This window comes from Mycobacterium sp. 012931, assembly GCF_000419295.1.
GTDB lineage: Bacteria > Actinomycetota > Actinomycetes > Mycobacteriales > Mycobacteriaceae > Mycobacterium > Mycobacterium marinum.
Genome location: NZ_AOPX01000001.1, coordinates 5,475,006 through 5,487,907, shown reverse-complemented (window position 1 = coordinate 5,487,907; position 12,902 = coordinate 5,475,006). Strand labels below are relative to the sequence as shown.

Genomic DNA, 12,902 nt, shown 5'->3' with positions numbered 1-12,902 from the left:
CACTCACTCAACTTCCTTGCGGGGAATTGCCCTCTCCCCACATCAGCTCTCGAGCGCCCAGCTCGAACAGCTCCGCGGCAACGGCGAGCCCAAGCTCCCGTGCCCGACCGGAAGTGCCGATTCCGGACGCGCGGATCACGTCGGATCCGTCCAGTGCCGCCACGCAGCCGCGTAGCGACAGCTCTTCGAAAACCCGTCCCTCCTCGTCGATGGACTCGACCACCTCAGCGATCGCACCCACCGGCGCGGAGCAACCAGCCTCCAGTTCGGCGAGCAGGGCTCGCTCGGCGGTGACCGCTGCCCGCGTGTCGGCGTCGTCCAACTCCGCCAACACTGTTGCCAGCCGACTATCGCCGGCTCGACATTCGATCGCGAGCGCACCTTGAGCAGGCGCTGGCAACATCTGTACCGGCTCCAGCGTCTCGGTGACGTCGTCGAGACGGCCCAGCCGGGCCAGCCCGGCCCGAGCCACCACGATGGCGTCAAGATCACCATTACTTACCCTGTTCAACCTGGTATCTAGGTTGCCTCTTAGGGGGCGGATTTCCAAACCGAGACCCAATGCTCTAAGCTGCGCGGCCCGCCGCGGCGACGAGGTTCCCACCAGCGAACCGACCGGCAATTCCCCGAGCACCAGCCCGTCGCGGGCAACAACTGCGTCGCGGGGGTCCTGTCGTGGCGGAATGGCCGCAATGGTGAACCTGGGGTCCTGGGCGGTTGGCAAATCTTTGTGCGAGTGCACAGCGGCGTCGACGCGGCCGTCCTCGATAGCCTCGCGCAGCGCGGTGGTGAAAACCCCCACACCGAGAGTTTCGATCGGCGCCGAGGATCGATCGCCGAGCGTGCTTATGGTGACCAGCTCGGCGGCATGGCCATTGGCGATGAGAGCGTCTCTAACGGTCGCAGCCTGGGTGGTGGCCAGCAGGCTGCCCCGGGTGCCTATCCGGATCACGTGCGCCAATCAGCTACTCGGCGGAAGGGTTGGGGGCAGACGGGGTCGGGCCGGCCGACGGGCCATCAGCGCCCTGCGGGCCGGCTCCGGCATCCAATCCGCTTGAAAAGACGGGCAATTCGCCGGCGGTCGCTACGGCGTCGACGGCGGTCTGGTCCAGTTGGAACAGGTCGCGCAATGCCTCGGCATAGCTGTCGCCACCAGGGGCACTGGCCAGTTGTTTGATCCGCACCGTCGGCGCATGCAGCAGCTTGTCGACCACCCGTCGCACCGTGCGGGCCACCTCGTCGCGTTCGGCGCTGTCCAGCCCCGGCAGCCGGTTGTCCAGGCGCAACAATTCCGCCTCGACCACGTCCGCGGCACGCTGGCGCAGCGCCGTAACGGTCGGAGTGACTTCGGCCATCCGCTGCCCCGCCAGATAGCCGGCGACTTCGGCCGCGACAATGTGGCGGGCCGCAGCAACGTCGGCGGAAGCGGCATGGGCCGACGGTTCGCGTTGCACCCGCTCCACGTCGATCAGCCAGACACCGGGCAGCCTGGCCACGGCCGGGTCGACATCGCGGGGCATCCCCAGATCACAGATGACCAGGGGCCGGGTCGTCTCGTCGCGGCGTGCGGTGGCCAGCGCGTGGTGCACGTCGGCCAGGGAAACCACCGGAGCCACCGCCCCGGTGCAACTGACCACCGCATCTGCGTCGGTCAGCACTTCGGCCAGCCGGTCCAGTGTCCGGGCTTCGGCGAGCACGCCCGACTGCCTGATCTTGCCGGCCAGCCGCTGTGCACGGGCCAGCGAACGGTTCAGCACGTGGACTTTGCCGATGCCGGCCCGGGTCAGATGTGCGCTGGAGAGCGCCCCCATCGACCCCGCTCCGATGACCACGGCGGTCTTGGCGCCCAAACCGCCCAGCTTGCGTTCGGCGATGCCCAGCGCGACCGACACCACCGAGGCACCCGCGGCGTCGATCGAGGTCTCCGAGTGCACCCGTTTGCCCACCGACAGCGCGCGCTGGACCAGCTCGTGCAGCACCCGGCCGACGGTGCGGTTGGCCTCGGCGGCGGAGTACGAACGGCGCACCTGGCCGAGCACCTGCTGCTCGCCGACCACCGCCGAATCCAGTCCGCTGGCCACCGCGAACAGGTGCTCGACGGCCGCCTCGCTATAGCGCACGTAAGCGTGTTTGGTCAGCTCCCCCATCGACATACCGGAGTGATCGGAGAGCACCTGTCCAATCGCCGACAAACCGCCGTGGAACGCCTCGACAACGGCGTATACCTCGACGCGGTTGCACGTCGACAGCACCATGGCCTCGGTGACCAGCGGCGACTGCAGCACCCGGTCGACGATTTTGACTTGCTCGGACTCCTCGATGCTGAGTTGTTCCAGGACGGAGACCGGCGCACTACGGTGCGAAACCCCGAAGAGCAAGATGCTCACGGCAGCATCACCTGGCCCGCTCCCTTGCGTCTCGAGAAAGTGAACTGCTCTCTACGGTAGACGCTTGGTAGTTGGGCTACCAAATAATCGACTAGACGGGTATGGGCTCCTCAGCTGGCCAGGTCAGCCCGCAGCCGGGGTTCGTCGACTTCCCAGTAGCTGTGCTCGCGCCCATCCAGCAGAATCACCGGCAGCCGGTCGCCGAACTCGGCCCGCAATTGTGCGTTGCCGGCCGACGCGGCAACGTCGACATCGGTGCTGACCAGGTCAAAGTCGAGCTCACCGGCCAACTCGGCCAACTGCGCGTGCACTCGCAAGCAGATCGCGCAACCATCGCGGGTCAATAGCTCCACCTGCCGGCGATGTGTTGGCTCTGTCATGGGCATCAGTGTGGCAGCTAACCTGACGGCTGAATTGGCGCACGTCCGGCGACGGTGACATCGCTGCTGTTCGGCGTGCCCGGGGCACCAGGTTCGGGAAGGCGATGGCCCTCTGGCGACTTGTTCTCCGGCGACAGCAAGAGCGCACGAACCAGGCTGCGGGGTCCCGACGGCCGCAGCATTTGGCTGGCCGGGCGCGGGCGAACTCGTTGCGGCCACCAGAACCAACGGCCCAGCAACGCCGCGATGGACGGCGTCATGAACGAGCGCACGATCAGCGTGTCGAACAGCAGGCCCAATCCGATGGTGGTGCCGATCTGCCCGATGATCCGCAAGTCACTGAACACGAACAGCGACATCGTCACAGCAAACACCATTCCGGCGGCTGTCACCACGCTTCCGGTACCGGCCATGGCACGAATGATCCCGGTATTGAGGCCGGCGCCGATCTCCTCTTTGAGCCGGGAGATCAGCAGCAGGTTGTAGTCCGATCCCACCGCCAGCAGCAGGATCACCGACATCGCCAGCACCATCCAGTACAGCTCAATGCCGAGAATGTCCTCCCAGACCAGCACGGATAGGCCGAACGAAGACCCCATGGAAAGCAGCACGGTCCCGACGATCACCGCGGCGGCCACCACGCTTCGGGTGATCAGCATCATGATGATCACGATCAAGCTGATCGCGGCCACGCCGGCAATCAGCAAATCGAAGGTCGCGCCCTCGCTGATGTCCTTGAACGTCGCCGCGGTGCCGCCCAAATAGATCGCCGCACCCTGCAACGGGGTGCCCTTGATCGCCTCGCGCGCCTCCTGCTTGATCGACGCGACGCGCGAGATGCCCGCTGACGTCGCGGGGTCGCCGTCGAGCGCGATGATGAACCGCGCCGCCTTGCCGTCCTTGGACAGGAACATCTTCAGACCACGTTGGAAATCCGGATTCTTGAAAGCCGACTCCGGCAGATAGAACGAATCATCGATTTGGGCCGCGTCGAACACCCGCCCCATTGCGCCGGGATCCTTGCTGCCCGAGTCCTGTTGCTCGTAGAACGACTGCAGTGTGCCGTGCCAGACGAGCAGCATGTCGCGCATGATCGTCATGGTGTTGATCATCGGCGGAATCTGCGCACGCATCTTGGGTAGCAGCCAGGGCCTGGATGCCCAGCTGGCCGCGGGTTAAAGGCAATCCGCCCTGGCGTGGCCCCACTGATCAACCTCCGATAATACCTATAGCAAGCGGGAAATGGCGCCCATGCAAGCTGGAAAGCTATGCGTTTAGACTTTCCGCAACCAACCTCACCAGCAATAGCAGGCAAAGATCTCATCTACCTTTGCCCGGGCGGTCAGGGCCGCCCTGGCTTTCGAGCATCTGCGGAAAACGTCTGTGGACGACCCAGGGCATATGTCGCGATTCTGTATAGGTCGACTCGAATTCAAAATATGAACACAAATTGTCGCGCCGGGGTTGAAACTGTTCAATATAAGACATGAATGTCTCATTGATGGGTGCGCATGGCCGCCCATCGGGCGGGGAAGCCAGTCTCGGGGTTAGGCGGGTTGTCTATCGCCGGTGGTTGCGTTGCTCCGTCTGCCGGCTCCGGTGTGATGTCAAAGGGCACCCTGAACAGTAAGCTTATGCTGAAATTCCGCGCCTGGGTGCACCCGTCGCACGGTTTGGGTTGCGTCACCACTGGTTGTGGTCACGCGGAGAGGCGCCCACCGGGGATGGGTTGAATGGGCTTTCCAAACACAGGTATTTTCCGCTGCTCTGTGGTCCACGGCGGCTCCGGTCCGTGCCCCGAAGATGTGCCTCTGATAGTTCGGCGGGCAGCGTAACTACGGGTGGAACTGAGATTGGTTTTGAAAAAATACTGGGTTGCATACAATTTGTTGCCAGGGCGCATAGGTGTCGTTAGCCGCTGACATGCCTCGTATAATAGAGGCAATCTGGTCAATGACATCATTCTTATCCTTCGGCATAATATAGTTTCGGTGTTGGGGCGGCGGTAGATCCCTATTGTCGCTGTCTTGGTGATTGTCAGACCGGCACTGGTGGTAGTGCGGATGCAACCCGAAAATGGTGACGTATGATGTGTCTGATTCTGGTGCCTATGCGGATATTGACCACCTCGACCCGGAAGTGATACCGCGTGACCTCAACAAAATAGCATTGCCGTGGCCTATAACTGTCAGGGCGACAGCAGAATCGGTCGCCCCGATATTGGTAGCCCAGGGTGATGGTTCGACGATAAGTGGTCGTATTAGCATTGATGGCGAGGTTAAGGGATGAACGTACGTCGAACGGTGTGAATGCGCGGACCTTATGTCCGGTGAAGGGGCTAGGACAAAAACGCAGGAGAAGCCGGGCAGATCAGCAGATACACGCTGCCTACGACGCGAAGCGCGCCAAAGATCAGTCCTCAGACACCTCAGCGAGTCGATCCACGATCCTGGCGAAATCACGACGCTGAAGAAGACGCTGAAGAATCAGACAACGTCGTCGTACACACCTCTTGGCTTGGCCTGCGTTGGTTTACCCGGGCACGGATAGGTCCGGCAGGGACGATGGGTAGTGGAATGGCAACGGGGAAATCCCCATCGAGTGAGTGGATTTCAGCCTCGCGGATGATCGTGGCTAGCGCTAGGCTCGCTTCGAGCATGGCGAAATGATCCCCGAGGCAGGAACGCCCGCCGCCTCCGAATGGCAGATACTGCCAGCGGTCGCGGCCTTTGGATTTCTTCGGAGCGAACCGATCGGGATCGAACGCTAGCGGATCGTCCCAGAGTGCGGGGTCGCGGTGCATGGCGTACACACCGACAAGGCAGTAGGTGCCAGCTTGCACGCGATACCCATCCACCTCGATATCTTGCATGGCTCTTCGCGCCACCGTGGGGCCCGGCGGGCACAGCCGCATAGCTTCTTGCAGCACTTGGATCGTGTATCCGAGGCGAGGGACTTCGGCAGGCGTTAACGGACGATCGCCCAGTTCAGCAGCCTCAGCGGCGAGTCGATCCTGTAGCTGGGAATGTTGCCCTAGCGCCCACAGTGCGTAGGTCAGCACCGTCGAGGTGGTGTCTTCGCCGAGGATCATGAAATAGACCATCTCGTCACAGATCTGCTGGTCAGACAAGGACTCTCCGGTGTTGGGGTCAGTCGCATCAATCAGGGCCCTAATCAGCGGTGCTTCTCGACTCGGATCAGCCCCGCACGCCGCCAGCATGTCGGCCGCGATCTTGTACATAGCGTCGTAGGCGCCCCGAGCCCTTCGTCGCGCTGGGGTCGGTAGCCAGTGCGGCGCGCGCACAGGTCGTGCGGAACGATCAGCCGCCCATTTCGCCGCCAATGTCACGCCAGTGGTGATCACGTCAGCCTTGTCCTGTAGGTCCAGCCCAAAAACCGAGTGCCCCACGACACGAAGAACCAGCGCGTGAGAAGCCGCGTTCAGATCGACCTCCGCGCCGTCAGGCCATCCCAGGAGTATGTGATTGGCTGCCTCGGACATGTGTCCAGCAAATCCGGCGACGCGCTGCTTGGTGAATATCGGCTGCAGTGTGCGCCTTCGTGGAAGCCAGGTGTCGTGCGGGAGGTTCAGCACGCTCTCGCCGATGGTGCGACGCAGATCCTTCAAGAGTGGCAGCGTTCCTCGGTCCGACAACGCACCTGAGCGCCCCAAGACGTCGCGAGCCCCTTGGGGTGAAGTGACCATGACCATTGGTGGTACGAGCCGTTTGGGACCCAGCCCGATACGAGTCACCGACCCACCAGCGTCACGCAGGGCCTCACTGCCAACATGAAGCGTCTTGAGCGCCTTCAGCTGTTGCCAGTAAGGCAGTGGGTTTCTCGGCGCCAAGGGCAAAGAACGGATATCGGGCGGATCAACCACCAAGACAACCCTTTCAACCAAGTATCTCGTCGGACGTTGCGTTCGATCAAAGGCACTGAACTCCATTTGGCCAGCCCGAAGCCTTCGGCCGCTGTACTGCCGATAGGGCGAGAGGCTGCTGAGATTTCGACACCAATCAAAGAGCGTTGGGCTCAAGGGATTCTCAATGAATCTGGATGACCCAGCATGGTCGCGTTGGTTTCTTCCCCGACCGTCCGTGCCGGGCCGCGATGTCGACGATCTGCTCACATCAGACTGCGCCGTACATGCGTTTGTGTTCGGAGATCGCTGTTGATCGGAACGGGTGGGAGGTTTCGTCGGGAGGCTGTGGTGGTTGTCGTTGGTGGGTAGCGTGAGGTTGCGCGGTCTGCGATAGTGCTTATAGATCAGCGGGATTCGCGTTTCCCGTGCTGCGCGGTGCGGGTCGGTGGGTCGATGTTGCTGATGGCCGAGAGTGTCGGGTCTTGCGAATAGTTCTGCTACACAACATGATCCGTAACTCAGAATCGTTATCTGCTGATGTGAGAGGTGTTTAGCGGCGTCGCGAGGGTCAGATGCAACGATGCGGTGTAGCTGTTGCCCCGAGTTGGCTCACTTTAGTGCGCCTCGTCAGCGAGGACGTGAATCGGCAGCGGCTCGGAATCCGCCGGCGAGGCGCCGTATTAGTGCGCAAGCCTCGGCTAAACCACTCCCAAAGTTCAAGGCGCCACAGCTACCGCGAACCGCCAATCGTGAGCCAAATCAGGACAGGCCACCTCAACGGTGGCCGGCGCTCCCGTTACCGCAGGTCAATCCGTCACGGCGTCGGTGATCTATCACCCACAGCAAATGGGTGCTGACCCTGACCCTGGCGACCCTGGCGGGGTGCTCGCGGTCGTGGGAGTCTGCCGGCTGCGGCGGGCGCGATTCGGGCGCGATAACTGCCCAGCGGGCCTGCCGACAACAGCTCGGATCTCGCACGCTAAGCGGTTTTGCGGACCAGCGACAACATCAGCTGACGGCGACTGCTGTTGGCCTCAGCCAGGTTGCGCAGCGCCTCGTGCACCGAATGCGCGACCGGAAACATCGTTGCCATGTCCTCACCCAGTAGCTCAACCACGGCCGGGCCTGCGACCAAGGTCCATTCCGCTCCCGCGGCGTGGCACTCCTCATCGATGGCGGCCAGCAGCGAGATCCCGGCCGGAGAAAAGTGACTGACGTCGCCGACATCGAGGACCACCGGGTTCGTCCCGTGGATGAAGTGCTGGATGCGCTCGGTGACCTGATCGACATTGACGGCATCGATCTCGCCCCGGATGGTCACGATGGTGGCCAGGTGGCGGCAGTGCGCGCGGACCACCGCGCCGCTGCACTCGAAGGTGCCATTTTTCTGTCGATCGGCGAAGCTCGACGCAGTGATCGCGATACCCATCAGCGGCCCCCATTCCCCTTGGCGTTGTGTAGCTCGGACCCGGTCAAATTCTGTCTCCCAACGCTGCACGTCAAAACTAACGAGACCAACAGTTGCGTCTAACTCTTTGCTAAAGATGTGAGGCCGGCGACCCGCCGCGCGCTTCCCAACCGGTGCACAGGCTTCGTGCGGCATTTCGGGCGAGCGGAGCTGCTAGGCTGCCGATTGCCCGTCGGGGGGCTCGTGAGGTGGCTGGATCCCCGGGTCAGCCGCACTAGCAGGCGAACCAGACAGCGGATTTCTAGATGGTAGAGAGCGCGGAAAGACCATCGTGCGCAGCCCAATGCTCCAGGGTGAGATCAAAGCCCTGACGGGACTCCGCATCGTCGCCGCGGTGTGGGTGGTGCTGTTTCACTTCCGCCCCATGCTGGCCGATGCATCGCCGGATTTTCGGGAGAACCTCGCTCCGGTGCTCAACTGCGGCGCACAGGGCGTCGACCTGTTCTTCATCCTCAGTGGGTTCGTGCTGACCTGGAACTATCTCGATCGCATGGGCCATTCGTGGTCGACGCGGGCGACCCTGCACTTTCTGTGGCTGCGGCTGGCCAGGGTGTGGCCGGTGTACCTGGTCACCATGCACCTTGCCGCGCTGTTGGTGATCATGACCCTGCACGTGGGGCATGTGCCGCTGCCCGAGGTCGGTCAGCTCACCGCGGTCAGCTACATACGCCAGGTGCTGATGGTGCAATTGTGGTTTCAGCCCTTCTTCGACGACTCCAGCTGGGATGGGCCGGCCTGGTCGATCAGCGCGGAATGGCTGGCCTACCTGCTGTTCGGCGCACTGGTTCTGGTCATCTTCCGGATGACGCATGCCACCCGGGCGCGCAACCTGATGTGGTTGGCGTTCGCGGCGTCGTTGCCCCCGGTGATCCTGTTGCTGGCCAGCGGCCAGTTCTACACGCCCTGGAGCTGGTTGCCCCGAATTGTCACCCAATTCGTTGCGGGTGCGCTGGCCGCCGCCGCCGTGCGCCGATTGCGGCTGACCGACCGGGCCCGGCGGGCCTCCGGCTACCTGTCGGTCCTGCTGATCGCTGCCATCGTGGGCATCCTCTACCTGGTTGACGCGCACCCGATAAGCGGAGTCGTGGACAGCGGCGGGGTGGTCGACGTGCTGTTTGTGCCGTTGATAGTCACCCTCGCGGTCGGCGTGGGTAGTCTGCCGAGGTTGCTGTCGACTCGGGTCATGGTTTACGGCGGTGAGATCTCGTTCTGCTTGTACATGGTTCACGAGCTGGTGCACACGGCATGGGGTTGGGCGGTGCTGCAATTCGAGCTCACGCCGCAGGACAATCCGTGGAAATGGAATGTCATCGGCCTGCTTGTGATCGCCGTGGCGGCCTCGGTACTGCTGTACCACTTCATCGAAGAGCCAGCCCGGCGCTGGATGCGTAGGATGGTCGATGTCAGAGCCGTGACGGCCAGAATCGAGCCCAGCGAGCCGGTGAACGGTAAGCGCAATCAGGCCGATGGTGCGCTGGAAGGGTTTTCGGCTCGCGCGGTTTGAACAGTGGCGCGCTTGGCCGTGATTCATCGGGCGTGACACGTGGGATGCGTCATTTGCGAGGTAGCGACGGGTTCCCCGTATGATTTGATTTGCGTGCGGCACACAATGATTCGGTCTGTGGTGGAGGTGGTGGTGAGTCGTCTGGTCATGGTCGTGATCGGTCTCACCCTGCTCGTCGGTGTGGTCGTTGGATTTCCGCTGCGCCCGCTGCACCCGGCGCGGGCGCGCGCATACGACGCCCTGACCGTGGACTATCGGCTCAGCCATATCGCGGTGATCGGTGATTCCTACACCACCGGCACCGATGAGGGCGGCCGGGGACCGAATGCGTGGACTTCTCTTGCCTGGCGAGAGCTGGCCCAGCGAGGCATGCGGATCAACGCCGACGTCGCCGCGGAGGGCAGGGCCGGTTACGGCATGCCCGGCGACCACGGCAGTGTGTTCGAGGATCTGACCGCCGGTGCGGTCAAACCCGACGATGCACTGGTCGTGTTCTTCGGCTCGCGCAACGACCAAGGGGTGGACCTAGGGCTGCTCGGCGACCGGGCGCGCAATGCATTCGACCTGGCGCACCGCGTCGCGCCCTCGGCGCGGCTACTGGTGATCGGACCGCCATGGCCGACCCCTGACGTACCCATTCCGGTGTTGCAGATTCGCGACGTCGTCCGCGCGGCCGCCGGCTTCGCACAAGCCGAGTTCGTCGATCCGATCGCAGAAGGCTGGTTCTTTGACCGCCCCGACCTGATCGGCGCGGACGGTGTGCACCCCAACGACGCCGGACATGCATATTTGGCGGATAAGATTGCGCCGCTGATCGGCGCGCGGCTGGCCGGTTAATTCCAGGTAACTTGATTAGCTCCAAACGCGAAGTTGCGCTGGGTGTTTAGCGAGCATGCGGCTGACTTCTCAGTCTTCGGCGTGCCGTTCGTAGTCCCAACGCTCAAGGCGCGCTTGCAATTGCATGAGGCCGAGTCCCGCGAGCGGCGTGACGACCGTGGCGAATACCAACAGCATCGGACTCATATCTGAACCTCCAAAGCTCTTTTATTCCTAGCACGTTCGGCGCCCCCGCGTGGTTCATTCGCCAGAAAACTCGCCGAGGAATTTGGCCGTGATGACCGGCAATCGCCCGGGTCAGCCCGCGGCCAGGGCACGATCGGCGAGCGCGCCGATGACGGGTGCCAGTAGCTGCGCGTATTCGGTCGTCAGGTGATTGTCGTCGCGGAACACCAGGGTGTTTCCGATGATCGTGGGGCAGCGATCCGGGGTGCAGAACAGGTCGGTCAGGTCCGCGTAGTGGCCCCCGCCGGCTTCGGTGGCAGTCTGTTCGGCGGCGACGCCGCCGGCGTTGGTAGCAGCGGAGCGCGACGGTGCGCATGCGCCGGCGTCGTCGAGATGGGCGGAAAGGCAGGTGGGCACCGACGACTGCGGATCCGCGACGGGCCCCAGGACCAGGACGCTCGAACCATTGCGACGCAGCTGCGCCACGGTCCGGTTCAAGGTGTCGATCCATGCGGGGTCATACGAGGCGAAGCTGAAGTCCGGTTGATAGCGCCGGCTCATGCTCAGCACCACCAACCGTGGCCGTTCGCTCTGTAGCCGCCCCATGATCTCGCCGCGCCACTGCTCACACTCGGTGTACTCGCGGCCCAGATACGGGCTGAGGATTGGTAGATCCTGCATCGGGCAGGTCACTTTGGCCAGCGTTTCAAGGCGCCAGTGGCGCTGTTCGGCAACCAATTGCAGCGCCGGGTCCCACATCGCGGCGTGCGAGTCGCCGACCAGGGCCACCGTTGTCGGCGAGGCGGTGTCGGCCGTTGCGCACTCGCTTTGACCGAGGTCGCGCCAGGAGCGCAGGCACCCGTTGACGAACACCGCCGCCTTGTCGCCGGGCGCGGCGGCCAGCGGTGGATTCAGGTTGGACGGGACCGCGCCCAGGCCGGCGGAGGCCGCGACCGCCGCGCGCACCGCGGCGAACGCCTGCTGGACCGCCGCCTCCTGTGGGCTGAGTGCTCGCTGGGGTAGCGCGGCCGGGGGCAGCGCAATGATCTTGGCTTCCGGGGCCGCGGTTCCATGGCCGTCCGGTACCGGTATCGCGGTGAGCAGCAGCGCGCACGCGCACGCCGCGGCCGCGGTGGCCGCCGCCGCCAGTGTCAGGCTGGCCCGGACCGATCGCAATGCCGCGGTGAACCGCCCTGGATTCTCGACCAGATACATCGTGATCACCGCCAGGCCGGCGGAGACGGTCGTAGCGGCCAGCCGGGCCGGCAGGCCCGCGGGGTCACCCAGCAGCGTCGGCAGGAGCAGCAGCACCGGCCAGTGCCAGAGGTACCACGAGTAGGACACCCGGCCGATGGCGCGCATGACGGGCCGGCACAGCACCCGCCCGACCCCCATGGCACCGGTGACGCAGCCACTGCCGATCACCAGCGCGGTGCCCAGTACCGGCAGCAGCGCCGCCGTGCCGGGATACGGGGTGTTCGGGCCCAGTTGGGTGCAGGTGAGTAGCAGCAGCGCCAAACCGCCCCATCCGACGATGGTCGCCGGGACCAGCGGAAGCCGGCGCCACTGCTGCATCGTTAGGGCAACCAGGCCACCGACGGCGAGTTCCCAGGCCCGGGTCGGCAGCGAGAAGAACGCCCATGGCGGCGAGGTGCGGGTCCAGATTGCCGCGGCTGCCAGCGATGCCGCGGCCACCAGCACCAGGACCACCGCGTACGGGGTGGCGCCGCGGTTGTTCTTCCCGATACGTCGTAGCAACCACGCGGTTGCGATGATCAGCGCCGGCCAGACCAGATAGAACTGTTCCTCCACCCCGAGCGACCAGTAGTGCTGGAACGGCGATGGCGGCAGATCGGAGGCCATGTAGTCGGTGCCTTGCACGGCGAACCGGTAGTTGCCGACATAGAGGGCGCTGGCGATGCCGTCCACGAAGACCCGTCGTGCTTGTAGCGGCGGCAGCACAATGGCTGAGACGATCGCCGTGGCGACGCCCACGGTTGCCGCGGCCGGCAGCAGCCGGCGAGCGCGCGCACCATAGAAGCGGCCCAGCGCGACCGTATTCGTGGTGGTCACTTCGCGCCAAAGCAGCCCGGTGATCAGGAAACCGGAGATGACGAAGAACACGTCCACGCCGATGTAGCCGCCGGAGATCCCCGGAATACCCGCGTGGTACAGGACAACCGCCACCACCGCGATCGCGCGCAGGCCCTCGATGTCGGGGCGAAACGCGATTCGCGGACCGGGCCGCTGCGCTGCGCGGAGCTGGCTGGCGGACCGATCCTGCCGGATTGTCATC

9 protein-coding genes and 1 pseudogene are annotated in these 12,902 nt (G+C 64.1%); 3 read left to right on the top strand and 7 right to left on the bottom strand.

The genetic code is table 11. From position 1 onward, the window contains the following. Positions 1-7: 7 nt before the first annotated feature. The 4 genes and pseudogenes from hemC to MMSP_RS24015 form a co-directional block, all read right to left on the bottom strand. Complete coding sequence (hemC, locus tag MMSP_RS24030) at positions 8-952, bottom strand: hydroxymethylbilane synthase (RefSeq protein ID WP_012392780.1); 945 nt, start codon at positions 950-952, stop codon at positions 8-10. Between the two features lie 13 nt (positions 953-965). Next, positions 966-2,387, bottom strand: a complete 1,422-nt coding sequence (locus tag MMSP_RS24025) for a glutamyl-tRNA reductase (protein WP_020788699.1) — start codon at positions 2,385-2,387, stop codon at positions 966-968. Between the two features lie 110 nt (positions 2,388-2,497). Beyond that, the gene (locus tag MMSP_RS24020; protein ID WP_036426931.1) at positions 2,498-2,767 is read right to left on the bottom strand and encodes a glutaredoxin family protein; all 270 of its coding nucleotides are present in this window, start codon (positions 2,765-2,767) and stop codon (positions 2,498-2,500) included. 17 nt (positions 2,768-2,784) lie between these two features. Then, positions 2,785-3,912, bottom strand: a pseudogene (locus tag MMSP_RS24015) (MMPL family transporter); the annotation flags it as partial. A 931-nt stretch (positions 3,913-4,843) separates the two neighbouring features. On the opposite strand from MMSP_RS24015, the gene MMSP_RS30000 reads away from it, so the two are divergent. Then, a complete protein-coding gene (locus tag MMSP_RS30000; RefSeq protein ID WP_369797339.1) occupies positions 4,844-5,056 on the top strand; it encodes an MmpS family transport accessory protein in 213 nt (70 codons plus the stop codon). A gap of 169 nt (positions 5,057-5,225) precedes the next feature. Here the strand turns inward: MMSP_RS30000 and MMSP_RS24010 are convergent, their stop codons facing one another. Then, complete coding sequence (locus MMSP_RS24010; RefSeq protein WP_020788697.1) at positions 5,226-6,899, bottom strand: cytochrome P450; 1,674 nt, start codon at positions 6,897-6,899, stop codon at positions 5,226-5,228. Positions 6,900-7,611: 712 nt separating this feature from the next. After that, complete coding sequence (locus MMSP_RS24005) at positions 7,612-8,061, bottom strand: STAS domain-containing protein (RefSeq protein ID WP_011738902.1); 450 nt, start codon at positions 8,059-8,061, stop codon at positions 7,612-7,614. Between the two features lie 322 nt (positions 8,062-8,383). Between MMSP_RS24005 and MMSP_RS24000 the strand changes: the two genes are divergently transcribed. Further along, positions 8,384-9,604: an acyltransferase gene (locus MMSP_RS24000; protein WP_172900578.1), complete on the top strand. Its 1,221-nt coding sequence runs from the start codon at positions 8,384-8,386 to the stop codon at positions 9,602-9,604. 132 nt (positions 9,605-9,736) lie between these two features. After that, positions 9,737-10,441 (top strand): GDSL lipase, encoded by a 705-nt coding sequence (locus MMSP_RS23995; RefSeq protein ID WP_369797338.1) that lies wholly within the window; start codon positions 9,737-9,739, stop codon positions 10,439-10,441. 297 nt (positions 10,442-10,738) lie between these two features. Here the strand turns inward: MMSP_RS23995 and MMSP_RS23990 are convergent, their stop codons facing one another. After that, the gene (locus tag MMSP_RS23990; RefSeq protein ID WP_036426928.1) at positions 10,739-12,901 is read right to left on the bottom strand and encodes an acyltransferase family protein; all 2,163 of its coding nucleotides are present in this window, start codon (positions 12,899-12,901) and stop codon (positions 10,739-10,741) included. Position 12,902: the final 1 nt, after the last annotated feature.

Excerpts from the sequence above, each read along its gene's own strand:
- MMSP_RS24020 (WP_036426931.1), bottom strand. The coding sequence starts at position 2,767 with ATGACAGAGCCAACACATCGCCGGCAGGTGGAGCTATTGACCCGCGAT.
- MMSP_RS30000 (WP_369797339.1), top strand. The coding sequence starts at position 4,844 with ATGGTGACGTATGATGTGTCTGATTCTGGTGCCTATGCGGATATTGAC.
- MMSP_RS24005 (WP_011738902.1), bottom strand. The coding sequence starts at position 8,061 with ATGGGTATCGCGATCACTGCGTCGAGCTTCGCCGATCGACAGAAAAAT.
- MMSP_RS24000 (WP_172900578.1), top strand. The coding sequence starts at position 8,384 with ATGCTCCAGGGTGAGATCAAAGCCCTGACGGGACTCCGCATCGTCGCC.
- MMSP_RS23990 (WP_036426928.1), bottom strand. The coding sequence starts at position 12,901 with ATGACAATCCGGCAGGATCGGTCCGCCAGCCAGCTCCGCGCAGCGCAG.